Here is a 25725-nt window from a genome sequence, read left to right on the forward strand (position 1 = left end):
TGGCGACTATCCGCCCTAGCTGCCGAAGGATATTTCGACCCGGCAGGCCCTCGTGCTTGATACTGGCGATATTTGGTTCCACATCTTCCGGGATGAGAAACGATCGGCAGGATCAGCGATGGTGGAAGTGGAGCCTGCTGGCCTCCCTTCTCCTCAATTTGCTGGTCGCCGCGCTCATCCTGCCGAGATCGCTGGTATCGCCCCTGAAGGAAGAGCAGACGATAACGGTCGACTTGGTACAATCGGTCGATCCGCCCCCGAAACCAAAGCCGAAAGCCGAAGCTCCGCCGCCGGCCAGCCCCGCACAGCCGCCGGCCGAAAGTGCGGCGAAACCACCGTCATCCAAGGCGACGGGCGATCGGCAGGCGACGCAGCCGGTCATGAAGCCGGTGTTTCTTTTTGGCGACAAGGATCGTGGGCCTCGAAGGGCTAGGGATGGCAACAGCTCTGCAAACGGTTCTGCCTCGCCTCCGGACCGTCCCGATCCGGCGCACACAAGTGAGCCGAAACCACTGCCCGTGATGACGGCTACGGCCGATCCCGCTCCCCAGGATGTCGCGACAAAGACACCGGCCGCGCCAGCCAAAATCAACGCTCAAGCCCAAAATCAAGCTCAACTAAATTCCAAGCTTCCCGAAGCCAAGACCTTGTTTTCGCAGGAGACAACCAACGACATCAACGCGATGCTCGCGATGGGAAGCATGTCTCGCGGCGAGCGGGCGGGCCAGCTTTGCGTGACGGAACTCCATGAGCAATTGCTGCATGCTTCGCCCTCCTATGTCCCCGATATGCTGCCTCGCGAACTGCTCGAGCAAGGGAGCGTGCTTGAGGACTCCAAGGCGGCGTTCGCCGCCAATTCGCAATGGTACGATCTGAGCTATCGCTGCGAAGTCGATGCCAAGGCGACGAAGGTAATTGCCTTCGCCTTCCAGGTCGGCAATCCGGTCCCGCGCAGCGACTGGAAAAGCCGCGGGCTCCCTTCGCCATAAGCGAGGCATGAAGCGCGCGGCTTGGCCCCGGACGTCGCTGCCATGATCTGCAGAACTTTCTCGGAGTTCGGCGAAAGTCGATTGCGGGCCCGCGAGAGATCACCGATTTTGGTGCATGGCAACCGGCCGCGCGAAGGCCTGAGCTTGCCAATCGGACCATGTAAGGGCAATTTCAGCCCAGCGAGACATTCGGCGGCCCATGCCGCTGTCTTCTCTGGTCGGGCAATGGGACAAGGGAACGCGAAGATCATGATCATGGACGGTGGGATTGCCGATACCGGCGAGATGGACGAGGCCGCCAAGCCCGGGCTCGGATCGGGACTTCTCAGCCGCCGGTCGTTTCTGGTCGGCTCGGCTGCCGGTCTCGGCGCGCTGGGGCTGGCCGGCTGTGCGACGTCAGGCGGCCTGAGCCGGGCCGAGGCGGCGAGGCTCTATGCGGCAGTGCCCGAGGAGAAATTCCCGATCCCGGCGGTCGATGTCAGCAAGATCGACCCGAAATATTATCGCCGAAAAGTGCAGTACCCCAGCAAGGAAGCGGTCGGCACGATCATCGTCGATCCGAGCAAATATTATGTCTACCGCATCGAGGGAGAGGGGATCGCCACCCGCTACGGCGCCAATGTCGGCCGCCAGGGCTTCCTCTGGCATGGGGATGCCTATGTCGGGCGCAAGGCCGAATGGCCGGTGTGGACGCCGCCCAGGGAGATGATCGCGCGCCAGCCGGAGGCCGCTAAATATGCCGGCGGCATGCCGCCCGGCCTCAACAACCCGCTCGGCGCCCGCACGCTCTATCTCTATCAGAACGGCAAATACACGCTCTACACGCTCTACAGCACCATCATTCCCCAGTCGATCGGCTCCGGCGTTACGAGCGGCTGTACCGGCCTGCTCACCCAGGACATGCTCCACCTCTACGGCCAGACGCCGGTGGGGACGAAGGTGGTCGTGTTGCCGGCCTAAGGCGGGAAGCTGCTGCCTGCAGCAGAGTTCTGATATGCGCGAACCTTGTCATTGCCGGGCTTGACCCGGCAATCCAGCCCCTTGCCGGTGGTTTGTGGATGGCCGGGTCAAGCCCGGCATGACAAATCGCAGAACCTGCCGAAAACACGCCGGAGCGCCCCCGCAAAACCGGGCGCTATGTCCAGGCGTTGAGGTCGCTGACGAGCTGCCTGTCCAGCTCCAGGCTTTCGAGGCCGCTGGAAAGCAGGATGCCGCCGCGATTATGGTGGCCGCTGCCGCCCAGATTGCGCTTGTGGTGCAGGAAGTGACCGACCTCGTGCGCCATAACGCCGATGAAGGCCTCGCCATAGTCGAACACTCCCGGATTGCCCCGGTCGACGACCACGCAGACCTGCTCGTCCGGCAGGAACTGCCCCGCCGCCTCGCTCGCCATGGCATCGTAATCGCCGACGAGAAAGCAGGTGAGATCGGCGCCATCCTGCTTGAGCGGCACGATGTCCTGGCGGAAGACATCCCGCATGATCTTCGGCCCCAGGGCCTTTTCCACCATGATCCAGTCGGCGCCGGCCGGGGTGAAGAAGATGTTGGTCTGGGCCCCGAAGATCCAGTTCAGCCGGGTGAGGAACCAGGGCGCGTCATCCGGCTTGAACTTCGTGGCGTCGACGACCTTGCCCGCCTGGTCGAAATGCCTGAGGAACTTGAAGGCGAGCGAGTAGCTCTTGCGTGGCATGATGGCGACGTCGAGCTTGATGACCGTGCTGCCGCGCGTGCCCGTCAGTGGGGGAATGCCGGTCCCCTTGGCCTGAACCTTGAGGGCGCGTGCCCCGGCCTGCGGCCGTATGGTGCCATAGAGCGCGGTGCGCAGGCGCAGCAACTGATCGTCGCGCTCCTGGCTCTGCAGCTTGCCGTAGCGGGTGTCGACATAATCCTGGGCAATGCGCTCGACCTGCTCGACGCTGATATCGTCGATCTGCAGCCGGGCCTTGTCGTAGGCCAGGTGAACGCCTTGGGCATCGCGCAGGCAAACCAGATTGAAGCCGCCCTCCGGGACCACCAGGAAGTTTTGGGCGGCAAACACACCGGAATATTGCAGGAACTGCACGAAACTCGCCATGACGTTCCCCAGCCTCGATCCGCGATGATGCCGCGCCCGGCATGACTATGAGCCATCATTGCTGTCGGGCCTGGTGAACAATATAACGGAAGTCAGCTTTGCGAGGCAATCGACTGGCGCCGGGCGTCAGAACCGCCAGTTGAAATTCGCCTTGAAGGCATGCTGCTGGGCTGAAGCGGCGAGCTGCCCATCATAGGAAAGACCGAGGGTTGCGGCGCGCGAAAGCGCCACGTCGATGCCGGCTTCCACCACTGCCGCATCCCGGGCAATCGGCACGGCCGCCACAGTGAAGGCGTTGCCGACGGAGAAGGCCTGGGTCGAGAGCGGCGTGGTGGTGCCGAAGGCGTGGCGCCAACCGAGCGAGCCGCGCAGCGTGGCGGTAGTGCCGCCGACATCGATATTCGTCGCGGCCCTGAAGCCGAGGGTCGAGTAATAGGTGTCGGTGGCCTGGCCATTAGCATGGAGCGCCGCCGCCCCGCCCTGCTCGGTGAAGGAGCCCGTGTCGAGGCTGACATAAGCGAGATTGGCGAACGGCTCCAGCGATGCATAGGATGTATCCACCCGATAGCCAAGATCGCCGAAGGCCTGGAAGGTGCCGGCGCGATAGTCGCCCTTCAGGCTGTCGACGAGGCCAGGAATGACGACCGAGCGGCTGGTGTCGATGTCGTGCCAAGTGTAAGCGAGGCCGGTGCGCAGGCCGAGCCGACCGCCCGGCACGCTCCAGCTCGTGCCGCCATAGAGGCCAAAATGGTAATTGTCGCTGGTGCCGGAAGAGGCACGATCCCGGGCCTTGAAGTCGCTGCGGCTGTAGCCGGCGAGCACGCCGAAGCGCCAGGTCTCGAAAACCGGCATGTCGGCGCCGACGAAGAAGCCGCCGGTCGAGGTCGAGAGCTTGGCGGCATTGCCGTCGCTGTCGATCCGGCCCCAGGCGCCGAAGCCCTGGCCCCAGACGGCAAGCCGATCGGCGGTGGGCGAAGCCGCCTGCGGACCGCCCGCGCCATAGACGGTGACTGGCAAGGACGAAGCGCCGACATCGCCGAAGGCGGCGCGGATACGGCCGGTGGCGGCATCGCGAATGAAGCGGCTGTCCTCGATCAGCACGCTCTTGGCGGAAGCATGGATCTCGCCGGAAAGCTGGTCGAAAGCCGCGCGGATCAGCGCCTTGTCGTCGGGCAGAAGGGCGATGGCATCGTAGACCGGCTGACCTGCGGCCAGCCCGATGCTCTCGATGCCGCCGGCCGTCGCCCGCTGGTTGCGGGTCTGGCCGACGCTGCTGAAGTCGATGAAATTGCGCTTGAGGTTGAGATCGACGGTGCCCGCCCCATAGTCATAGGCGAGCTCCGGGGTCAGGAAGGCGAAATCGGTGGTGACGCTGTCAAAGCTGCCCGACAAGGTGCCGTCGGCGGACAGGATCGTGTAGCTTGAGCGCAGTTTGTAGGCGCCGTTAGCGCCGATATGGGCGACGGAGCCCCCCTTCAGCGTGGCATTGCCGGTGACATGGACGAGATCGGCATCCGTGCCGGCGGGATCGACCTCCACGGCAAGATGCGAGCCCGCGTCGAAGACGAGATTGCCGTTGACGGTGAAAGTACCGATGGAGTTGCCCGGCGCGAGCGTGCCGCCGGAAGCAATGGTGATGACGGAACCGACGCCGGAACCGACAGTGCCATGGCCGCCGAGCACGGCGCCATCCTCGACGTTGAGCGAACCGCCGAGCACGGCACTGGTATGGCCGGCGTCCGAGCCGACGATCAGCTCGCCGGCGGTGACGTCCGTCGTCCCGGCGAAGTCCGAACTGTCGCCATCATAAAGAAGCATGCCCGAGCCGGCCTTGATGAATTTGCCGTTGCCCAGGAGGGAGCCGCCATAGAAGGCGTTCGCCGTCTGGTCGAAGGTGAGGGAAGCGCCGGTGACGATCTGCGCCCTGCCGCCGAAGCGTTCGGCGGCGCTGGTGAGGTTGCCGGCCTCAATCGCCCAGTCGAGGCTGGAAACGCCCGTGAGGGTGAGGCTGCCGGTTCCCCGCTTATCCATGACACCGGAGGTCCCATCGAGGCCGACGATATCGCCGGCAAAGCTGGCATCGGTGGTCTGGTCGAACACGACGATCCCCGCATTGCCGATATTGCCCGAGATCGAGGCGGCATTGCCGATCAGCCCGCCCTCGCGCACCAGGGTGTTGCCATAGGCATTGCCGGCATTGTCGAGACGCAAGATCCCGCCTCCGGTCTTGAGCAGGTCGCCCGGTCCCGAGACGGCACCGGTCAGGCCCAGCACGGTATGGCCGCCGACATTGAACTCGCCGGCCTGCGCCAGCGTGATGGCGCGAGCCATGTCGAAGGTCTGCGTCGTCGCCAGCTTGCCACCGTTGAAAATCAGGCCGCCGGAAGTCGCGCCGAGATTGGCGTCAGCCGAGATCTGCAGCGTACCGTTTCCGATCTCGGTGCCGCCCGTATAGGTGTTGGTGCCGGCCAGGATGGTCGTACCGCTGCCGGTCTGCCAGAGCCCGCCCGAACCGGAGATCACGCCGGACAGGGTCAAGGCGTTGGAGCGGTTGACGGCGAGCAGGCCGTCATTGGCGATATCGCCGAGAACCGAGCCGGTGGTGCCGCCATTGCCGAGTTGCAGCGTGCCGTCCTCGATCCGGGTCCCGCCACTGTAGCTGTTGTCGGCAGCGAGGATCAACCGGCCATAATCGGTCTTTACCAGCTTGTTGGAGCCGGTGAGCTCGGAGGCGATGGTCGCCGTCATGGCACTCGCCGGATTGCCGTCGCCGACGCGGATGATGCTCTCGCCGCCGGAGGCCGCGAGGGCGATGGCATCGCCCTCGATACGATAGCCGTCCACGGCGAAATTCATGCCGGCGGACGCGATCGCGCCGGCGCTGGCGTCGACGCGGATAGTGCCGGCCGTGCCCTGGAAGACCGCAAAGGTCGGGTTGGGCTGATAGGGGCCATTGATGGAGCCGTCCTTGTCAGTCCAGTTGCGCCCGTCGGCGCGCCAGACGCCGCCGCCACCGTCCACGGCGCCATTGTCGCGCTGGCCGGCATTCTCGCCGTCCCAGAAACCGAGCGCCATACCGGCGGTGGAGATGAGGTTGACCTGACCGGCGACCGAGGTCTGGATGGTCAGGTTGTCCGGGACGACACCGGCCGGCAACGTGCCGATCTCCAGTCCATTATCGGTCAAGCTGCCGCCGTAACCGATGAAGGTGTAGACGCCAGGGCCGAAGCCGCCCTGGTCGGTGACGTTGAGCGTGCCGTCGAGCGTGAGGTTGCCGCCGACCTGGAAGAGCGGTGTCGCCGAGGCCGAACCCAGGGCAACATTGACGTTCGTGCTGGAGGCGAGGTCGAGATTGCCGTCGACGGTCAGAGTCTTGCCGGCCGCTCCCGTCAGAACGCCGCCGGAGAAAACGAGATCGCCTTCGATCGTGCCTCCGCCGGTCACCGTACCAGAGCCGTAGACATCGACCCGACCGCCGAGCACGCCGTCCACGGTGAGGGTCCCGCCCGTGACTGAAGTGGGCGCGCCGAGCTGGCCGGCGATCACGAGATTGCCGCCGACAACACTGGCGCGGCCTGTGAAAGCGCTGCTGTCGCCCGTCAGCCGCGTCGTGCCCTGGCCGCGCTGCAGGATCCCGCCGCTGCCCGACAGGGTGCCATCCAAGGTCAGGTTGTCGGATCGATTGAGAATGAGAGCGCCGTTGACCGCCACATTCCCGACGATCGAGCCACCCGTGCCGCCATTGCCGAGCTGGAGACTCGTGCCGACGGCGATCGTCGTACCGCCTGTGTAGGTGTTGGCACCGGTAAGGATCTGGATACCCTCCCCCTGCACGACGAGGCCGCCCTGGCCGGTGATCCCGCCGCCGAAATCGACCGATGTGGCGGTGTTCAGGATCAGGGAGTTGCTACCCAGGGATACCGCGGTGCCGGAGACACCTGCGAGCGCGCCGATGGCCTGATCACCAGATCCAAGGCTGATATCAAAGGCCGCGCCAGGGCCCGACAGTGTCACGGCGCCATTGGCAGCCAGCCTGCCCGCGCCCGTAAGGGCCAGGGTACCTCCGGCTACGGTGGTGCCGCCGCCATAGGTGTTCTGCCCGGACAGGGTCAGCGTGCCCGCCCCCTGCTTCACGAGCCCCCCGGTACCGGTGATGGCCCCTCCATAGGTCGTGTTGAAGGCAGTGCTCGAGGTCAATGTGTTCGAGCCGAGCACAATCGTGGTGCCCGCATCACCGGCGAAGGCGCCGATGGTCTGGTTGCCGCCCGAAGTGCTGATATCGAAGCTGCCGCCCGCTCCGGTGATGAACACATTGCCGTTCGCCGCGAGGCTGCCTCCGGCGCCGAGCGCGAGCGTGCCTTTCTCGATGGTGGTCCCGCCGCTATAGGTATTCGCGCCGGTCAGGATGGTGGTGCCGGTGCCCCTCTGCACGAGCGCCCCGCTACCCGAGACGACACCGGACAGCGTCGAGGTGTCAGAACGATTGACGACCAATAGGCCGTTGTCCGTCACGTTCCCCACGATCGAGCCCGAGGTGCCGCCGACGCCGAGCTGCAATGTCCCGGCAGAGATGCTGGTGCCGCCCGTATAGCTGTTGTCGCCTGACAGCACGACCGTGCCGCCGCCTGTAGCCGTGACCTGCCCCGCGCCGGATATCACGCCTGAAATCGAAAGATCGCCATCGGTCGTGTCGAACGTCACCGAGGAGCCGGTGCCGAGTGTGATCGCATTGCTCACCACCGGCACACCGGCCTCCTGTGCGGCTATTGTCGCAGCAGCGTTGGTGATCAGCTGGATGTCGCCCACCAGCATCGAGGTGGACCACAGTTTCAGCGTGTTGCCTGTCCCGCCGAAGCGAATGGAGGCACCATATGTCAGGCCATTGGCCTCGAGCCCGCCACTGATCTTCCCATGATTTTGGATGGTGCTGTTGCCATTGGTCATCACACCGATGCCGGCTTCGGCGCCATTGGCAGCCCCAGCGACAATATCCGCCCAGTTTATCAGGTTGACGCCGCTGCCGACTAGGTTGACCCCGGCGCCACTGTTGCCTCCGATCGATCCGCCCGTGCCGCTTCCGCCAACGCCCCCGACGATCGTTCCCAGGTTGGCGATGTTCGTACCGTTGCCGAACACCAGCAGACCGTCACCACCGCCACCGCCGCCGCCCGGGTTTCCGCCGCCACCACCATTGCCGCCATTGCCTCCCTGGATCAGCCCTTGGTTGCCGATGACGGTATTCGGCTGAATGGAGACCACGCCCGCGCCGCCGCCGCCACCGCCACCGCCATTGCTTGCCGAGCCCGACGTTCCGAAACCGCCGGTGCCGCCATTGCCGCCACGGAGAGCCCCAATGCCCGAAACGCTGAGATTCGTTCCGATAATGTAGTTGCCGCCGCCGCCACCGCCGCCGGATGAAAAATTGTATCCATTCGATCCCGGCGAGCCGTCGTCGGCTTTGACAGGAGTAGCCACAACCACGCCGTAAATAACCTGGCGCCCGCCGCCGGTTCCTCCCGCGCCTTCCCCTGCCCCACCGGCCCCGCCCTCGCCAGCATCCCCGAGCGTGCCGGGGATTTGCACCGTGGCGTCACCCGGCCCGAAGGCGGTGGCGTTGCCGCCACCGCCATTACCGGCCCCGCCGATGCCGCCACGATCATAGCCCGCACCGCCGGCAGCGTCGCAGGCGGTGGAGTCGACTGTACAGGCTCCGGCCCGAGCGGGGGCCGCCAGGCCGGTCACACCGAGCATCATTGCGAGAGGAGAAACCGTGGCCAACGCCCATAGACGGCGTCTGCTCGATGCAATTTTGGAGCGACCGCCACGCCGGCCGCCAGATTGCCCTGCAGCGGAACCCGCCGCCGCGCCTTCCCATATCGTCACCGCAATGCCCCCGGCGGCCGTCGATAGAATATCGAAGGGTCAGGACCGATCACGGCAACGCCGGCCACTGACGAATCCAACGCGCTGCGCCACGGTGGATAGAACAGCAACATTCCCAATAAATCTTCGTCTGACTATTACCCGAAGGGGTATGATTGTGCTGATATGGGTGTCGATCGCGGAGCGTTACTGCGGCAGGTAGGTTCTGCAATCGGTGAAACGACGCAAAAACTGAAATCGCACCCCAGATTTTTCCGCAGGATCCCATGGACAGGGACAACAAACTCGATACTGAGATCATTCGCCTCTACGAAGCGGAGCCGGATCTGCAGACGCTTCCCGCTCTTCTATTCGCCGCCATCGGCCGCCTGGTCGATGCGGAAGTGGTAAGCTTCACGGAATTTCACCATCCCAGCCGTGACTTTCGCGCTCTGGTATCCGTCGGCGACGATCCCGGCCGGCGGGCCAACGCCATGCAGGCCTTCGCGCGGCATATGCACTCTCATCCGTTCTGGCAGCATGATCCGTCCTTCTATGGCGATAAGGCCCTGCGCGAGTCGGACTTCTTCAGCGATGAGGAATTCATCGAACTCCCGATCGCGAAGGAAGCGTTCCTGCCGTCCGGAGCCCGCCGGATGATCGGGATCGTGATGGAGCACTCAGGTTATGCCGTTTCGATCGTCGGCCATCGCATCGTGGGCCGGCCGGCTTTCAGCGATGATGATCGCGATCGGCTGCAGGCCTTCCGCACTCACATCCTGCGATGCTACCGCCAGGCTCAGGAACGTACCCTGGCCAAGCTCACGCCGGCCCACCGGCTGCGGCTGGCATTTCCCACGCTGACGCCGCGCCAGGTCGAGGTGGCATCCTGGATCGCCCAGGGCAAGTCGAACCAGGAAATCGCCGGTATTCTCGAGATCGGGCTCGACGCCATCAAGGCCCATGTCAAGGCGATCAATTTGAAAGTCGATTCCGACAGCCGCCGCGCGGCGATCGTGATCGCCCATACCACGCCTCCCTTCGCAAAGCTGCCGCCGCTGTGGAAGCTCGACCTGGAAAGCTGGAGCGGCGGCGGCGAAGCCAGACAGATCCGCTTGCCCGAGAGCCTGCCTTCCGGAGGGATGTGAAGGCCCCCTTCGACCGGACCATTCCTCGATGGAATCCCCGCGAGGCTTTGGCTGATGGAGGCAGGTGCCAAAAAAATCTGTGCCCCTCTGTCGGACGGGCGGAACGGTGTTCGTCCTCGGAGCATGGCAAATGCCTTCGACCATGACTTCCCGCTCTCTCAGTCAAGAGGACAATGACCATGCCCAGCACCATCCGCCTGCACCGCGTTCTCGCCACCAGCCCAGAGAAGGTCTACCGGGCCTTCCTCGAAGCGGATGCCCTCGCAAAATGGCTGCCGCCGAACGGCTTCACCTGCACGGTGCATCATTCCGAGCCGACCGTCGGCGGCACGTTCAAGATGTCGTTCCGCAACTTCACCACAGGGCATAGCCATTCGTTCGGCGGCGAATATCTCGAACTCGTGCCAGGCGAGCGGCTGCGCTATACGGACAAGTTCGACGATCCCAATCTGGCAGGCGAGATCGTGGTGACCGTGGCGCTGAAGAAAGTGTCCTGCGGCACCGAGCTGAACATCGAGCAGGCCGGCATTCCCGACCTCATCCCGCCCGAGGCATGCTATCTCGGCTGGCAGGACTCGCTGCGCAACCTGGCGCGGCTGGTCGAGCCCGAGATCAATCAATAGTTTTGGCCCACCCACCAGGGCGCCAGGCCTGGCGCCCTGGTGATGACCACGCGTTCAGTCAAAGCTGGATCCAGGCCGTCTTGAGATCGCTGTATTTGTCCAAAGCGTGCAGCGACTTGTCATGGCCGTTGCCGGACTGCTTTACGCCGCCGAGAGGCACGGTATTGTCGGCACCACCATAGGTGTTGACATGCACCACACCGGCACGCAGGGCGCGAACCATGCGATGGGCGCGCGAGAGGTCGGCGGTCCAAACAGCGGAAGCGAGGCCGTAATCGCTGGCATTGGCGATGGCGATCGCCTCGGCCTCGGTCTCGAAGGGAATGATCGACAGGATCGGGCCGAAGACTTCCTCCCGCGCGAGCGTCATGCCGGGCGTGACGTCGAAGATCGTCGGCTGCATGTAGAAGCCGCCGCTCTCCTGGAGAATCTGCCGGCCGCCGGTGCGCAGGCGCGCGCCCTCGCCGAGGGCCTGTTCGGCATAGGCCAGGTCCTTCTTCAGCTGCGCCTCGCTGGAGACGGCGCCGATCTCGGTTGAGAGCTCCAGCGGATCGCCGACTTTCATGGTGAAAGCGATGGCGGCGAGCTTTTCGGAAAAGGCCTCGTGAATGGAACGATGCACCAGCAGGCGCGAACCGGCGACGCATACCTGGCCGGCATTGCGGAAGATGCCCTGGGCCGAGAGCTTTGCCGCCCGATCGAGATCGGGCGCGTCGGCGAACACGATGTTGGGGGACTTGCCGCCGAGCTCGAGATAGACACGCTTGAGGTTGGAGCGGGCCGAATATTCGAGCAGCCTGCGCCCGACGACGCCCGAACCGGTGAAGGCTATGACGTCGATATCGCCATGCAAGCCGAGCGCCTCGCCTGTCACCGCCCCCCTGCCCGTGACCACGTTGAGTACGCCTTCCGGCAGGCCGGCCTCGGCGCACAGGGCAGCCAGTTTCAGAAGGCTCAGCGAAGCTCCCTCCGCCGGCTTCAGCACCACGCAATTGCCGGCCGCCAGCGCCGGTGCGATCTTCCAGGCCCCGATCATCATCGGGAAGTTCCACGGCACGATGGCGGCGACGACGCCGACCGGCTCGCGATGGACGAGCCCGAGCACATCGCTGGCCGTGGGCGCGATCTCCCCGTAGACCTTGTCGATCGCTTCGGCGTAGTAGCGGAAGGTCGCCGCCGCACTGCCCGGCTCGGCCTTCAGCGCCATGGCCATTTCCGTGCCGTTGTCGCGTACGCCCAGCACGGCAAGATCGAGGGCATCTCGCTCGATCAGTTCGGCGATGCGCAGCAGCACCTTCTTGCGCAGTGAGGGCGCCGCCTTCGACCAGGAGCCTTTCTCGAAAGCGAGGCGGGCGGCGCGCACGGCGCGGTCGACATCGCCAGCCCCGGCATCGCCGATCGTGGTCAGCTTCTGCCCATCGATCGGCGAGATGACGTCGAGGACGGCGCCATCCTGCGGCTCGCTCCAATTGCCGCCGATGAACAGCGATTGCGGGACGACGGGAAGAAGCCGGAGGCGGTCGATCTGGTCCTGCATTTCTGAACTCTCACGGATGGGGACGGTGGGCGTATGTCCACCGTCAGGATTGGAGCGATCGCCCATCTTCAACCCACGACCACAGTCGCTCATTGAGAAAAGCTCCGTTGTTGTCATGCCCGGGCTTTGTCCCGGGCATCCAGTCCTCGCTGTTTCAGGTCACGTTGCCCTCTGGATTGCCGGGACAAAGCCCGGCAATGACAAAGGTCGTGTTTCCCGATCCTTCAGGCAGCCTCTCGCGAAAGACCAGATTCGCTCTCGCGGCTGTCAGGCTACGCCTCCTGCCCGACACCCAGCCGGGCAAAGGCCCCCGCATCGGTGGATTTCAACCGGATTGCCGCCAGGAAGCCAATGATGCCGGCAATCGGCACCAGGCCCGGCAGCAGCACGGCGAGCACGCCATTGGCGCCGGCGAGCGCGCCGAAGTTCACCGCGATGAAATAGACCAGGGCCAGCAGGATCAGGCCGGTCACCACCGGCAGGATCTTGGTCACCAGCACATTGCCTTCGAGCCCTGGATTGCGGGTGAAGAAGGCAACGATCGCCAACGCCGTGAAGGCCATCAGCAGGATGATCGCCAGGGTCGCGACATTGGTGAGCCAGGAGAACAGCGCCAGCACCGGATCCTGGCCGGTGGCGGCAAAGAGCGCGACCACCAGCACGGCGATGACGGTCTGGATCATCGAGCCGACATGGGGGCTCTGGAACAGGGGATGCGTCACGCCGATCGAGCGCGGCAGAAGCCCCTCGCGGCCGGCGACATAGATGTAGCGCGCCACGCCATTGTGGAAGGCGAGCACGCCCGCGAACAGGCTGGTGATGAACAGAAGGCTCATCACCACGGTGATCCAGTGTCCGACATAGCGTTCGGCTAGGCCGAAGAGGAAGGTCGTCGGATCGGCAAGGCCCTGCAGTTGCGGCACGAGCTTGTCGACGCCGGCACCGTTCACCATCAGCCATGAGGTCAGCATGTAGAACACGCCGATGATCAGCACGGAGATGTAGGTCGCCCGCGGCACGGTCCTGTGCGGTTCGCGGGCCTCCTCGCTGTAGATCGTGGTCGCCTCGAAGCCGATGAAGGCGGCAAAGCAGAACAGGATGCCGATGGCAGGCGTGCCGCTCCAGAACGCCGCCGGCGTGAAAGGCGTGAGGGAGAGGCCGGCATCGCCCCCCTTGAAGAAGATCGCCGCATCGATGACCAGCACGACCAGATATTCCAGGGCGACGAGCACAGTGAGGATCCTGGCCGACAGATCGACGCGGCGATAGCCGAAAACAGCCACCGCGGCGATGCCGACATAGGTCCACACCCACCAGGGCAGGTCCAGGCCGAACTGTTCGGCGAAGAAGCCCTTGGTCGCCGCGCCGAACATGCCGAACACGCCGATCTGCATGCAATTATAGGCAAGAATGGCGATGAGGGCCGCCGCGCCGCCCATCAGGCCGCCAAGCCCCTGGGCTGTATAGGCATAGAAGGCGCCGGCGTTGCGGATATGGCGGGCCATGGCGACATAGCCGACGGCAAAGAGCAGCAGGATCAGGGTGACCAGTACGAAGGTCAGCGGGATGCCGGGGCCATTGCCCAGCAACATGGACAGGGGCACACCGCCGGCGACCGCCGTCAGCGGCGCTGCAGCCGAGACCACCAGAAAGGTGATCGCCCCCACGCCGAGGCTGTTCTTGCGGAGCTGGTTGGATGGTTGGCTTTGCGAGTCGTGTCGCGTGTCTTGCCGCGAATCTTGCCGCGAATCTTGCACGGTCATGGGTGTTCGTTCCCCTGGTTGAAGGCGCCGGCATGCATGGGGAAGCCCGCCCGCCGTTTCGTCTGAAACGGCATGAACGATGCTGCCCCTTATTCTTGTTGGCCGTCTGTATTGATGCGCAAACTTCGGTTCAATATTTGAACCGTTACTTCAAATATAGACTTGCAAAGAACCGCGGCAGCTGTCAAGTTATTTCGCATGTTAATTATCTCGGGTCCCGGCAGAAGAACCCGCAAGGCTCCCGGTGCACCGGAAGCCGACACGAACCGACCCCGGTGGAGGAAGAATGAGCACGATCGGCAAGGCCCTTTCATTGCTGGACACCGTGTCGCGCCTTGAGGAGGAGGCGGGGCTGACCGACATCGCCCGGCTCTGCGCCCTCGATAAGGCCACCACACGGCGTTTCCTGGTGGAGCTCACCAAGCATGGCTTCGTCGAGCAGGACCCGGTGACACGCAAATACCGCATCGGGGCGGCGCCGGTGCGCCTCGCCCGCATTCGCGAGGCCCGCTATCCCTTCCCGCGCATCGCCCTGCCCCATATCAAGGCACTGGCGGAGGCCTCGGCCGAGACGGTGCATCTTTCCGAATTTTCGGGCGGCCAGCTCGCCACCATCCACGTCGAGGATTCACCGCGGGCTCATCGGGTCATCGTCGATGTCGGCGGCATCCTGCCCCTCCACGCGACAGCTTCCGGGCTCGCCTTCCTGGCCTTCTGCCCCGCCGGCGAGATCGAGGCCGCCCTGGCATCGCCGCTGGAACGCTTCACCGAGCATACGATCACCGATCCGGCCAGGATTGGCGAATTGCTCGGAGAAACCAGGGCTCGCGGCTTCTCGATCGGCCATCAGGGCTTCGAGATCGGCGTGGTCAGCGTGGCCGCCCCGATCCTTGCACCCAACGGCCATCCGATCGGATGCATCGCGATCGCGGCTCCGACGGTGCGTGTCGGCAAGACGGCCCTGCAGGCCTTGGGCGCGGAGGCCGTCGCCACGGCCGAGACCATTTCGGAAAAATATTACGGTCTGGAACGCCCCGCCGAAGCCAATACTCGTCTTGGTACCGCTCGTCTTGGGAGGACTGCCTGATGAGCACGGTGGTCTCGGTGCCCAGAATACTCGTCATCGGAACGGGCGACACCAAATCGGACGAACTGCAGTTCATGGCCTCCGTCATCCGGGAAGCGGGCGGACACCCTGTCATGCTCGATGTCAGCATCCTGGGTGACCCGCCCTATCTCCCCGATCACTCCAGGCACGATGTCGCCGCGGCTGCCGGAACCTCCATCGAGGCCATCATCGCCAGTGGGGATGAGAACAGCGCGATGGCCCTGATGGCACAGGGCGCGTCGGCCCTCGTCCTCGACCTCTACCGGGCCGGCAAGATGGATGGCATCATCGCGCTCGGCGGTTCGATGGGCACCGACCTCGCCCTCGACGTATCGGCCGTCCTGCCAGTGGGCATCCCCAAATTCGTCGTCTCGACGATCGCTTATTCCCACCTCGTTCCGCCCGAGCGCATCGCGCCCGACCTGATGATGATCCTGTGGGCCGGCGGCCTCTACGGCCTCAGCGGCATTTGCTGCGCCGTGCTGTCGCAGGCCTGCGGTGCCGTGGTGGGCGCAGCCCGGCATAGCCGCAAGCCGGATACAGCCCGCCCCCTGATCGGCATGACTTCCCTTGGCTCCACCTGCCTCAAATATATGAAGCATCTCAAACCCGAGCTGGAACGGCGGGGCTATGACGTCGCGGTCTTTCATGCCACCGGCATGGGCGGGCGCGCCTTCGAGGCAGTAGCCGAGAAGGGCGGCTTTGCGGCAGTGTTCGATTTCTGCATCCAGGAAGTCAGCAACCACCATTATGGCAGCATCGTCACCTCCGGTCCCGACCGCCTGGAGAATGCCGGACGCGCCGGCGTTCCCCAGATCGTCGCCCCGGGTGCCGTCGATATGGTCGACCTGCCATCCTGGCGCGAGCCGCCGCCCGTTCTGGCGGACCGCCCCTACCACGCCCATAACCGCCTGATCGGCTCGGTGACCGCCTCCCCCGAGGGCCGGCGCGAAATCGCCCGGGTCGTCGCCGCCAAGCTCGGGCGGGCCGCCGGCAAGACCGCCTTCCTGCTGCCGATCGAGGGATTACAGGAATGGGACAAGCCGGGCGAACCCCTGCACGATCCGGCCGGCCATGCCGCCTTCGTGGACGAGATCCGCAAGTCCCTGCCGCCGAACGTCGCCCTGCGGGAGATCGACGCGCACATCAACGCGCCGCACTTCTCGGATGCCGCGCTCGCGCTCTTCGACGCATGGGTGGCCGAGGGCATCGTCCCGGAGGGACGGCCATGACCGGCGAACGCGCCCTCATCCTCGATTTCGGCGGCGTCGTCACCCGCACCCTGTTCGAAACGCATGACGTCACCGAGCGCACGCTCGGCCTAGCGCCTGATACCCTCACCTGGCGCGGCCCATTCGCTCCGGAAACCGATCCGCTCTGGGTCTCGATGCAGCGCCAGGAGATCAGCGAGCGCGACTACTGGCTCACCCGGGCCCGCGAGGTCGGCCAGATGGTCGGCGAGGACTGGACGGATATGCAGACCTTCGTGCGCCGGGCCCGCGGCGCCGAGCCCGAACTGGTGCTGCGCCCGGAAGCGCGCGATGCCATCCTGCAGGTGAAGGCGGCGGGGCTGAAGCTCGCCATCCTCTCCAACGAACTCGACCTGTTCTACGGCGTCGAATTCCGCCGACGCTTTCCCTTGATCGACCGTTTCGACGTGATCGTCGATGCCACCCATACCGGCATCCTGAAGCCTGACCCGCGCGCCTATGAGCAGGTGCTCGCCGAGCTCGGGATCGCCCGGGAGGCTTGTGTCTTCGTCGACGACCAGTTGAAGAACATCGAGGGCGCCAGAGCGGTGCGCCTGCCCCATGTCCATTTCGACGTCACCCGGCCAGCCGAGGGTTATGCCCAGGCCCTGGCCATGCTCGGCCTTTGAGAGGAATGAACGATGCGTGAGACCAATTTCCTGATCGAGAACAATGCCCGTCAGCTCTGGCATCCAATGGCGCATCCGGCCGACATGCAGGCCAATCCGCCGCGCATCATCACCTCCGCCAGGGGCGTCGAGATCACCGACATCCACGGCAAGACAGTGCTGGACGGCGTCGGCGGGTTGTGGAACGTCAATCTGGGCTATTCCTGCGACCCGATCAAACAGGCGATCAAGGACCAGCTCGATGAACTGCCCTATTACTCGACCTTCCGGGGCACCACCAACGCGCCCTCGATCGAGCTCGCCTATGAGCTGGCGGAGTGGTTCAAGCCGGACGGACTCAGCCGCGCCTTCTTCACCTCCGGCGGCTCGGATTCGGTGGAAACCTGCCTGCGGCTGGCGCGCCAATATCACCGGGTCAACGGCCAGCCCGAGCGCACCAAGTTCATCGCCCTGAAGAAGGGCTATCACGGCACCCATTTCGGCGGCGCCTCCGTCAACGGCAACCAGCACTTCCGCCGCAACTACGAGCCCTTGTTGCCGGGCGTATACCATCTGCCGGCACCCTGGCCCTACCGCAATCCGTTCGGCACCGAGGACGGCGCCGAGATCGCGGCGGCGATCGGCCGGCTCTTCGAAGAGGAAATCGCCTTCCAGGGTGCCGATACCATCGCGGCCCTGATCCTCGAGCCGGTGCTCGGCTCGGGCGGCATCATCGTGCCGCATGAGAGCTTCCTGCCGCTGATGCGCGAGATCTGCGACCGGCACGGCATCCTGCTGATCGCCGACGAGGTGATCACCGCCTTCGGCCGCACCGGCGCCTGGACCGGATCGCGCCTGTGGGGCATCAAGCCCGATCTGATGTCGACGGCCAAGGCAATCACCAACGGCTATTTCCCCTTCGGCGTGGCGATGATCTCGGAGACGATCGCGCAGGCCTTCGAAAGCAACAAGAACACGCTCGCCACCATCAGCCATGGCTACACCTATTCCGGCCATCCCATCGGCGCGGCGGCGGCTATCGCCACGCTGAAGGAAATCCGCCGGCTCGACGTGGCCACCAACGCTGCCGCCCGTGGCGCCGAGCTCGACCAGGGTCTCGACGGGCTCAAGGCCCGGCACGAACTCGTCGGCGACGTGCGCGGCATTGGCCTGATGTGGGCGCTCGAACTGGTCGGCGATCGCGCCAGGAAGACGCCTGCCGCCAAGGATGTGGTGCAGAAGGTGCAGGACATCGCCTATGAGGCAGGTGTGCTGGTGCGTACCTCGGGGGCCAATGTCATCATCTCACCGCCGCTTGTGATCACGGCCGGGGACGTGGCGCGCATCGTCGCCGCCCTCGATGCCGGGCTGAGCGCCGCGGGAGGGCGCTGAGATGGCCGGCAACGCCGCTCTGCTCGCCCGCCGCGAAAGGCTGCTCGGCCGGAACATGTCGCTGTTCTATGAGGAGCCGGTGCATCTGGTGCGCGGCCAAGGCGTCTGGCTCTGGGATGACGAGGGCCGGCGCTATCTCGACTGCTACAACAACGTACCGCATGTCGGTCACTGCCATCCTCGCGTGGTCGAGGCAATCACGCGCCAGGCTTCGACCCTCAACACCCATACGCGCTACCTGCATGAGGGCATCCTCGATTATGTCGAGCGCCTGACCGCGACCTTCGACGCCAGCCTGAACGCCGCCATCCTCACCTGCACCGGCAGCGAGGCCAATGACGTCGCACTGCGCATGGCGCAGGCGGTGACTGGCCGGACCGGCGTGATCGCCACCGACCATACCTATCACGGCAACACCGCCGCGGTGTCGCAGCTCTCCACCCGGATGCCGCCGGTCGGCGGCTTTGGCGGCCATGTCCGCCATGTGCCGGCGCCGGACAGCTACCGCCCGCTGGGCGGGGTGCCGGGCGAGGCCTTCGCGGTCTCCTTTGCCGGCAAGGTCGAGGAGGCGATCGCCTCGCTGCAGGCAAGCCCGCACGGCTTTTCTGCCCTGATCATCGATCCCTTCTTCGCCAATGAAGGCTTTCCCGACCTGCCCCCGGGCTTCCTCGACAGGACGGTGGCGGCCGTGCACAAGGCCGGCGGCCTCGTCATCGCCGACGAGGTCCAGCCCGGCTTCGGCCGCACCGGTAGCCATATGTGGGGCCACCAGCGCGCCGGCTTCGTTCCCGATATCGTCACGCTGGGCAAGCCGATGGCCAATGGCCATCCGGTCGGCGGCGTGGTCGCCAACATCGATACGCTCAACGCCTTCCGCAAGGCCTTCCGCTATTTCAACACCTTCGGCGGCAATCCGGTCTCCTGCGCCGCGGCGATGGCCGTCCTCGACGTGATCGAGGAAGAGAAGCTGATCGAGAATGCCCGCACCGTCGGCGCCCATGCGCGGGCCGGCTTCGAGCGGCTCTCCGGCAAGCACGCCCTTATCGGCGACATCCGCGGCAGCGGCCTGTTCATGGGCACCGAATTCGTGCTGGACCGGGCAACCAGGGACCCGGCCCCGGATCTGGCCACCCGCATAGTCAACGCCATGCGCGAGCGCGGCGTGCTGATGGGCAAGATCGGCGTGCATCAATGCGCCACCAAGATCCGCCCGCCCATGCCGTTCTCGACCGAGCATGCCGACCTGATGATCTCGACCCTCGATGACGTGTTGTCCAGCCTGTGAGACTTACCCCTCCCCTGGAGGGGGAGGGTAAGAATACCAACCGGTGAGCAGTTTCATGAGGCGACAATGGCCGATAATCTCACGCAAGAGCTGAAGAACGCATTGCTGGAACGGGCCGGCGAAGCGCTCCGGCATTGGCCGGTGCCGGCCCAGCAGCCGCAGTTCCTCAAATACCGGGAGAATGCGGTTTTCCGCATCGTCCTCGCCGACGGTAGACCGGCCGCCCTGCGGCTGCACCGCGCCGGCTATCACGACGAGGCGGCACTGCAGTCCGAGCTTGCTTGGATGACGGCTCTCAAGCGGGGCGGACTGGCCGTGCCGGCGTCCATTCCGGCTGCCGACGGGCGCAGCCTCGTGCCCCTGGCAGGCAATGCCCTCTTTGCTGCCCAGCATGCCGATGTCGTCAGCTGGGTCGAGGGTATGCCGCTCGGCCAGACCGGAACGCCCCTGGCGCAGTCGCCGGGCAAACAGACCGAACTCTTCTTCAGGATCGGCCAAGCCATGGCCACCATGCATGATCTCGCCGATGCCTGGCAGCAGCCACCCGGTTTCCACCGGCCGGCCTGGGATGTCGACGGGCTCGTGGGCGGGCGGCCGCTCTGGGGACGGTTCTGGGAGTGTCCGGGCCTTTCGCCACAAGAAAGCGAAGCGCTTGCCGCGCTCCGAGTCCGGCTCCGCCAGGCCCTCGACAGCCATGCCCCTCGCCTCGACTACGGCCTCATCCATGCCGACCTCGTGCGCGAGAATGTCTTCATCACCAATAGCGGCGTGGCCTTCATCGATTTCGATGATTGCGGCCACGGCTATCGCCTCTTCGATATCGCTACGGCGCTTTTGAAGAACCGGCGCGAGCCTGTCTATCCCACCATCGAGCGCGCGCTGATCGCCGGCTATCGCAGCCGTCGCGATCTGAGCGATGAAACCCTTGCCGCCCTGCCGCTGTTCCTGACGCTGCGGAGCCTGACCTATATCGGCTGGCTGGCGCAGAGGCCCGACACCCCGGACGCGGCCGGGCGCCTGTCGCGTTATCTGAAGGAAAGCCTCCAGCTCGCCGATGCCCTGCAAATCGATGCTTGACATCGCTGGCTCAATTATTAACATGTTAATTAAATAGATCGGGAAACGCTGGGAACCATGCCGCATCTCACCATCGAATATTCCGGCAATCTCGAAGGCCGCGCCGATATCGGCGAACTCTGCGACCGGCTGCACGCCGCAATCCTGGCTACCGGCCTGTTCGAGCTCGGTGCCATCCGCGTCCGGGCCTTGAAGGCGGAGCATTTCGCCATTGCCGACCGATTGCCGGAGAATGCCTTCGTCGACCTCAATTTTCGCATCGGCAAGGGCCGCAGCGCGGACGAAAAGAGGCGGACCGGCGAGGCCCTTTTTGCGGTCGCGGGCGAGGTCCTCGCTCCCCTGTTCGAAACTCCTCACTTCGCGCTTTCGCTGGAAATCCGGGAAATCGATTCCGAGTTGAGCTGGAAACGCAACGCCATCCACCCACGCCTCCGCGGACAATAGGGCCTGAGCCCTGGTACCCGCCGCCGATTTGCGAGAGATTTGTCATGTCCAGACTGCAGGAAAACCTAACCAAAGCCGAGGGTTATCTCGACCACTTCAAGCATGGCGTGGTTGCCAACCGCATTGGCGGCGAGGACGTCGCAGCCGCCGATGGCGCGACCTTCGAGACGCTCTCGCCGATCGATCTGAAGCCCCTGGCCCGCGTGGCGCGTGGCTCGGCTGCCGATATCGATCATGCCGCCAGGGCGGCAAAATCGGCCTTCGCCGAATGGGCGGCCATGCCGGGCACGACGCGCAAGAAGCTCCTGCACAAGATCGCCGACGCCATCGTGGCGCGCGCCGAAGAGATCGCCTTCGTCGAATGCATGGACACCGGCCAGGCCCTGAAGTTCATGGCCAAGGCCGCGTTGCGCGGCGCCGAGAATTTCCGCTTCTTCGCCGACCGGGCACCCGAAGCCCGCGACGGCAAGTCGCTGCGCGCCGAGGGCCAGTTCAACGTCACCACGCGCGTGCCGATCGGGCCGGTGGGGATCATCACCCCCTGGAACACGCCCTTCATGCTGTCGACCTGGAAGATTGCCCCGGCCCTCGCCGCCGGCTGCACCGTCGTGCACAAGCCGGCCGAGTTCTCGCCGCTGACGGCAAGGCTGCTGGTCGAGATCGCCGAGGAAGCCGGCCTGCCCAAGGGCGTGTGGAACCTCGTCAACGGCTTCGGCGAGGATGCCGGCCGCGCCCTCACCGAGCACCCCCTAATCAAGGCGATCGGCTTCGTGGGCGAGAGCCGCACCGGCGCGATGATCATGCGGCAGGGCGCCGAGACCCTGAAGCGGGTGCATTTCGAGCTGGGCGGCAAGAACCCCGTCATCGTCTTCGCCGATGCCGATCTCGAACGGGCGGCCGACGCCGCCGTCTTCATGATCTATTCTCTGAACGGCGAGCGCTGCACCTCCTCCTCGCGCCTGCTCGTCGAGACAAGCATCTACGAAAAGTTCACCGCGCTGATCGCCGAGAAGGCCAGCCGGATCAAGGTCGGCCATCCGCTCGATCCGGAAACCGTGGTCGGTCCGATAATCCATCCCGAGCATGAGAAGAAGGTGCTCGACTATATCGCCATCGGCCAGGCCGAGGGCGCCAAGGTTGCCGCGGGGGGCACCAAGGTCGAGGGGCCGGGTGGCGGCTGCTATGTCGCGCCAACCTTGTTTACGGCTGCCAACAACCGTATGCGCATCGCCCAGGAAGAGATCTTCGGACCGGTGCTGACGGCGATCCCCTTCGCCGACGAGGACGAAGCCCTGTCGCTGGCCAACGACGTCCAATATGGCCTGGCGGGCTATCTGTGGACCTCTGACCTCGGCCGGGCCCTGCGTTTCACCGATGCGCTGGAGGCCGGGATGATCTGGGTCAATTCGGAGAATGTGCGCCACCTGCCGACGCCCTTCGGCGGGGTCAAGAATTCCGGCATCGGCCGTGACGGCGGCGACTGGTCCTTCGACTTCTACATGGAGACCAAGAACATCGCCTTCGCCACCAAGCCCCACGCCATCACGAAGCTGGGCGGCTGATTGACCGCTCGAAGGAACAGGCCCCAGGCCTGGCCGCCATAGAAGACAGCCCGCCCCTCAAGGGAGCGGGCGGGAGGAAGATCCGATGCCCATACCCCAACCCGTTCTCCATCCACCCTTCAACATCGTCAGGCTCAGCCATGTCGAGCTGGCGGTGACCGACCTTGCCAAATCGCGCGCCTTCTATGTCGACATTCTCGGCCTGCAGGTGACCGACGAGACGGCGGATACCGTCTATCTGAGGGCCATGGAGGAGCGCGGCCATCACTGCATCATCCTCAAAAAAGCTGACACCGCCGAGGCCCGCGACCTCGGCTTCAAGGTCTTTTCGGAGGACGACCTCGACAGGGCCGCTCACTTCTTCAAGGACAGGAACCTGCCGGTCGACTGGATCGAACGGCCCTACCAGGCCCGGACCTTCCGCACCCGCGATCCCCAGGGCATTCCGCTCGAATTCTATTCGAAGATGGACCGCCTGCCGCCGATCCACCAGAAATATGCACTGTATCGCGGCGTCAAGCCGCTGCGCATCGACCATTTCAACTGCTTTTCGCCCAATGTCGACGCGTCGGTGGCCTTCTACAACGAGATCGGTTTTCGCGTCACCGAATATACCGAGGACGAGGAGACCGGCCGGCTCTGGGCGGCCTGGACTCATCGCAAGGGCGGCGTGCACGACATCGCCTTCACCAATGGCCGCGGGCCGCGCCTGCATCATACCGCCTTCTGGGTGCCGACCCCGCTCAACATCATCGACCTGCTCGACCTGATGGCGACATCGGGCTGGGTCGCCAATATCGAGCGCGGTCCCGGGCGCCACGGCATCTCCAACGCCTTCTTCCTCTATATCCTCGATCCGGACGGGCACCGCATCGAGATCTATTGCTCGGATTACCAGACGGTCGATCCCGACCTCGAGCCGATCAAATGGGACCTCAAGGACCCGCAACGCCAGACGCTGTGGGGCGCTCCCGCCCCCAAATCCTGGTTCGAGCATGGCAGCCAGTTCGCCGGCACACCCGTCATCGACTCCATCCTCAAGGCCCAGCCGATTATCGCTCCCTGATCGCCAGCCTGGACATCGCTGCCCCGGACACACCGAAACGGCGCGTGTTCGGTCCTGAATGCGCCCCGCCTAGACCTTCAAGGAGACGATCGTGACCGACAGGCCCCGTTTTGCCGCCTTCTCCCATCAGGGAACCCTGAAATACGGCCTTGCGAAGGGCGAGGGTATCATCGATCTGTCGAAGCGCCATGGCGAACGCTGGCCAAGCCTGCGCGAGGTGATCGCAGCCGGCGCCCTGGCACGACTCGCCGAGGAAGCGTCATCGCTGCCCCCTGATTATGCCTTGTCGGACATCACCTTCGAAATTCCGATCCCCGCGCCGGAGAAGCTGATCTGCGTGGGCGTGAACTTTCCTGACCGCAACGAGGAATACAAGGACGGCCAGGCTGCGCCGGCCAACCCCTCGCTCTTCATCCGCTTCCCCCGTTCCTTCACCGGCCACGGCCGGCCGCTGATCCGCCCGCCCGAAAGCCCACAGCTCGATTATGAGGGCGAGATCGTCATCGTCATCGGCAAGGGCGGCCGGCGCATTGCCGAGGCCGAGGCGCTCGGCCACATCGCGGCGCTGTCGCTGTGCAACGAGGGCACGATCCGCGACTGGGTGCGCCACGCCAAGTTCAACGTCACCCAGGGCAAGAATTTCGACCGTACCGGCTCGATCGGCCCCTGGCTGGTACCCTATACCGACAGCGCCCAGCTCGCCGACATCGAACTCACCACCCGCGTCAACGGCGAACTTCGCCAGCAGGACCGCACCAGCCGGATGATCTTCTCCTTCTCCCGGATCATCGCCTATATCTCCACCTTCACCACCCTGGTTCCCGGCGACGTCATCGTCACCGGCACGCCGACCGGTGCCGGCGCACGCTTCGATCCGCCGATCTGGCTCAAGCCCGGCGACGTCGTCGAAGTCAGCGCTCAGGGTATCGGCACGCTCACCAATACCATCGCCGACGAGGCCTGAGATGCTGACGCCAGACGAAATCGCCGCCGCCGCCGCAAGCCTGGACGAGGCCGAACGCACCCGCAGCCAGACCGGCCTCCTCTCCCTCAGACATCCCGGCATCGACATGGCCGACGCCTATGCGATCCAGGCCCGCTGGGTGAGCAAGAAGATCGATCGCGGCGCCAGGGTAATCGGCTGGAAGATCGGCCTCACCTCCAAGGCGATGCAATCGGCGCTGAACATCGACATTCCTGATTCCGGCGTGCTGTTCGACGACATGGTGTTCGAGGATGGCGCCACCATTCCGGCCGACCGCTTCATCCAGCCGCGCATCGAGGCCGAGCTCGCCTTCGTGATGAAGGCGCCGCTGCGGGGCCCACGCGTCAGCGTCTTCGAGGTCCTCAACGCCACCGACTACGTCACCCCTGCCCTCGAGATCCTCGATACGCGCATCGTGCGCGTCGATCCTCAGACCCGGAAGGCCCGCACCATTGTCGACACCATCGCCGACAATGCCGCCAATGCCGGCATCGTCGCTGGTGGTCGGGCGATGCGGCCGGATCAGGTCGACCTGCGCTGGATCGGCGCCATCGTCACGCGCAATGCCGAGGTCGAGGAAACCGGACTCGGCGCCGGCGTGCTCAACCAGCCGGCGCGCAGCATCGCCTGGCTCGCCAATCGGCTGGCAGAGTATGGTCAGGGCATCGAGGCCGGGCAGATCGTGCTCGCCGGCTCCTTCATCCGCCCCATCGAGGCGCGGCATGGCGACACGATCCACGCCGATTTCGGTCCTTATGGCTCGGTGAGCATCTATTTCGCCTGAGAGTGGACAAGGGTTCAGATCGGGGGGCGAGTCCCCGCAGCTTGACTCAGAGACCGAGGCTGGGCCGAGAAATGCTCCATTTTGTCATGCCCGGGTTTCGTCCCGGGCATCCATTCACCGCAGTTCTATGAGTTCGTGGCTTCTGGATCACCGGGATGAAGCCCGGTG

At 64.9% G+C, this 25725-nt stretch carries 19 protein-coding genes; 15 read left to right on the top strand and 4 right to left on the bottom strand.

Annotated features, from left to right (window positions below):
• Window positions 1-56: 56 nt before the first annotated feature.
• A complete protein-coding gene (locus ABXS05_RS27100; protein WP_367626009.1) occupies window positions 57-989 on the top strand; it encodes a DUF930 domain-containing protein in 933 nt (310 codons plus the stop codon).
• A gap of 249 nt (window positions 990-1238) precedes the next feature.
• Window positions 1239-1949, top strand: a complete 711-nt coding sequence (locus tag ABXS05_RS27105; RefSeq protein ID WP_367626010.1) for a L,D-transpeptidase — start codon at window positions 1239-1241, stop codon at window positions 1947-1949.
• 175 nt (window positions 1950-2124) lie between these two features.
• On the opposite strand, the gene ABXS05_RS27110 is transcribed toward ABXS05_RS27105, so the two are convergent.
• The gene (locus tag ABXS05_RS27110) at window positions 2125-3063 is read right to left on the bottom strand and encodes a hypothetical protein (protein WP_367626011.1); all 939 of its coding nucleotides are present in this window, start codon (window positions 3061-3063) and stop codon (window positions 2125-2127) included.
• A gap of 126 nt (window positions 3064-3189) precedes the next feature.
• Entirely contained in the window at window positions 3190-8805 is a 5616-nt protein-coding gene (locus ABXS05_RS27115) for an autotransporter domain-containing protein (protein ID WP_367626012.1), read from the bottom strand.
• Between the two features lie 407 nt (window positions 8806-9212).
• Here ABXS05_RS27115 and ABXS05_RS27120 point away from each other — a divergent pair, with 407 nt between their 5' ends.
• The gene (locus ABXS05_RS27120; protein ID WP_367626013.1) at window positions 9213-10073 is read left to right on the top strand and encodes a helix-turn-helix transcriptional regulator; all 861 of its coding nucleotides are present in this window, start codon (window positions 9213-9215) and stop codon (window positions 10071-10073) included.
• A 179-nt stretch (window positions 10074-10252) separates the two neighbouring features.
• Window positions 10253-10696, top strand: coding sequence for an SRPBCC family protein (locus ABXS05_RS27125; RefSeq protein ID WP_187829496.1), 444 nt, complete (start codon window positions 10253-10255; stop codon window positions 10694-10696).
• 58 nt (window positions 10697-10754) lie between these two features.
• On the opposite strand, the gene ABXS05_RS27130 is transcribed toward ABXS05_RS27125, so the two are convergent.
• A complete protein-coding gene (locus tag ABXS05_RS27130) occupies window positions 10755-12233 on the bottom strand; it encodes an aldehyde dehydrogenase (protein ID WP_367626095.1) in 1479 nt (492 codons plus the stop codon).
• Window positions 12234-12505: 272 nt separating this feature from the next.
• Entirely contained in the window at window positions 12506-13996 is a 1491-nt protein-coding gene (locus ABXS05_RS27135; RefSeq protein WP_367626014.1) for an APC family permease, read from the bottom strand.
• 286 nt (window positions 13997-14282) lie between these two features.
• Between ABXS05_RS27135 and ABXS05_RS27140 the strand changes: the two genes are divergently transcribed.
• The 11 genes from ABXS05_RS27140 (at window position 14283) to hpaH (ending at window position 25557) form a co-directional block, all read left to right on the top strand.
• Complete coding sequence (locus ABXS05_RS27140; protein ID WP_311943993.1) at window positions 14283-15083, top strand: IclR family transcriptional regulator; 801 nt, start codon at window positions 14283-14285, stop codon at window positions 15081-15083.
• Window positions 15083-16336: a Tm-1-like ATP-binding domain-containing protein gene (locus tag ABXS05_RS27145; protein WP_367626015.1), complete on the top strand. Its 1254-nt coding sequence runs from the start codon at window positions 15083-15085 to the stop codon at window positions 16334-16336. Before ABXS05_RS27140 ends, ABXS05_RS27145 begins: the two co-directional genes overlap by 1 nt.
• The gene (locus ABXS05_RS27150) at window positions 16333-16983 is read left to right on the top strand and encodes an HAD family hydrolase (protein ID WP_367626016.1); all 651 of its coding nucleotides are present in this window, start codon (window positions 16333-16335) and stop codon (window positions 16981-16983) included. The genes ABXS05_RS27145 and ABXS05_RS27150 overlap by 4 nt, the downstream gene beginning before the upstream one ends.
• A 12-nt stretch (window positions 16984-16995) precedes the next feature.
• Window positions 16996-18354: an aspartate aminotransferase family protein gene (locus ABXS05_RS27155; protein ID WP_367626017.1), complete on the top strand. Its 1359-nt coding sequence runs from the start codon at window positions 16996-16998 to the stop codon at window positions 18352-18354.
• Window position 18355: 1 nt separating this feature from the next.
• Entirely contained in the window at window positions 18356-19639 is a 1284-nt protein-coding gene (locus tag ABXS05_RS27160) for an aspartate aminotransferase family protein (RefSeq protein ID WP_367626018.1), read from the top strand.
• A 66-nt stretch (window positions 19640-19705) separates the two neighbouring features.
• Window positions 19706-20716, top strand: coding sequence for a phosphotransferase enzyme family protein (locus tag ABXS05_RS27165; protein WP_367626019.1), 1011 nt, complete (start codon window positions 19706-19708; stop codon window positions 20714-20716).
• Window positions 20717-20773: 57 nt separating this feature from the next.
• Complete coding sequence (locus tag ABXS05_RS27170) at window positions 20774-21160, top strand: 5-carboxymethyl-2-hydroxymuconate Delta-isomerase (protein ID WP_367626020.1); 387 nt, start codon at window positions 20774-20776, stop codon at window positions 21158-21160.
• 44 nt (window positions 21161-21204) lie between these two features.
• On the top strand, window positions 21205-22722 hold the full coding sequence (gene hpaE, locus ABXS05_RS27175; protein WP_367626021.1) for a 5-carboxymethyl-2-hydroxymuconate semialdehyde dehydrogenase: 1518 nt from the start codon (window positions 21205-21207) through the stop codon (window positions 22720-22722).
• 85 nt (window positions 22723-22807) lie between these two features.
• The gene (gene hpaD / locus ABXS05_RS27180; protein ID WP_311943982.1) at window positions 22808-23788 is read left to right on the top strand and encodes a 3,4-dihydroxyphenylacetate 2,3-dioxygenase; all 981 of its coding nucleotides are present in this window, start codon (window positions 22808-22810) and stop codon (window positions 23786-23788) included.
• Between the two features lie 91 nt (window positions 23789-23879).
• Window positions 23880-24752, top strand: coding sequence for a fumarylacetoacetate hydrolase family protein (locus tag ABXS05_RS27185; RefSeq protein ID WP_367626022.1), 873 nt, complete (start codon window positions 23880-23882; stop codon window positions 24750-24752).
• A 1-nt stretch (window position 24753) separates the two neighbouring features.
• On the top strand, window positions 24754-25557 hold the full coding sequence (gene hpaH / locus ABXS05_RS27190; RefSeq protein WP_367626023.1) for a 2-oxo-hept-4-ene-1,7-dioate hydratase: 804 nt from the start codon (window positions 24754-24756) through the stop codon (window positions 25555-25557).
• Window positions 25558-25725: the final 168 nt, after the last annotated feature.

Source organism: Labrys neptuniae (assembly GCF_040797145.1).
Lineage (GTDB): Bacteria > Pseudomonadota > Alphaproteobacteria > Rhizobiales > Labraceae > Labrys > Labrys neptuniae.

Coding starts and splice junctions, on each gene's coding strand:
- ABXS05_RS27170 (WP_367626020.1), top strand. CDS start 20,774: ATGCCGCATCTCACCATCGAATATTCCGGCAATCTCGAAGGCCGCGCC.
- ABXS05_RS27120 (WP_367626013.1), top strand. CDS start 9,213: ATGGACAGGGACAACAAACTCGATACTGAGATCATTCGCCTCTACGAA.
- ABXS05_RS27105 (WP_367626010.1), top strand. CDS start 1,239: ATGATCATGGACGGTGGGATTGCCGATACCGGCGAGATGGACGAGGCC.
- ABXS05_RS27150 (WP_367626016.1), top strand. CDS start 16,333: ATGACCGGCGAACGCGCCCTCATCCTCGATTTCGGCGGCGTCGTCACC.
- ABXS05_RS27110 (WP_367626011.1), bottom strand. CDS start 3,063: ATGGCGAGTTTCGTGCAGTTCCTGCAATATTCCGGTGTGTTTGCCGCC.
- ABXS05_RS27135 (WP_367626014.1), bottom strand. CDS start 13,996: ATGACCGTGCAAGATTCGCGGCAAGATTCGCGGCAAGACACGCGACAC.
- hpaE (WP_367626021.1), top strand. CDS start 21,205: ATGTCCAGACTGCAGGAAAACCTAACCAAAGCCGAGGGTTATCTCGAC.
- ABXS05_RS27160 (WP_367626018.1), top strand. CDS start 18,356: ATGGCCGGCAACGCCGCTCTGCTCGCCCGCCGCGAAAGGCTGCTCGGC.
- ABXS05_RS27155 (WP_367626017.1), top strand. CDS start 16,996: ATGCGTGAGACCAATTTCCTGATCGAGAACAATGCCCGTCAGCTCTGG.
- hpaD (WP_311943982.1), top strand. CDS start 22,808: ATGCCCATACCCCAACCCGTTCTCCATCCACCCTTCAACATCGTCAGG.
- ABXS05_RS27145 (WP_367626015.1), top strand. CDS start 15,083: ATGAGCACGGTGGTCTCGGTGCCCAGAATACTCGTCATCGGAACGGGC.
- ABXS05_RS27140 (WP_311943993.1), top strand. CDS start 14,283: ATGAGCACGATCGGCAAGGCCCTTTCATTGCTGGACACCGTGTCGCGC.
- hpaH (WP_367626023.1), top strand. CDS start 24,754: ATGCTGACGCCAGACGAAATCGCCGCCGCCGCCGCAAGCCTGGACGAG.
- ABXS05_RS27165 (WP_367626019.1), top strand. CDS start 19,706: ATGGCCGATAATCTCACGCAAGAGCTGAAGAACGCATTGCTGGAACGG.
- ABXS05_RS27125 (WP_187829496.1), top strand. CDS start 10,253: ATGCCCAGCACCATCCGCCTGCACCGCGTTCTCGCCACCAGCCCAGAG.
- ABXS05_RS27130 (WP_367626095.1), bottom strand. CDS start 12,233: ATGCAGGACCAGATCGACCGCCTCCGGCTTCTTCCCGTCGTCCCGCAA.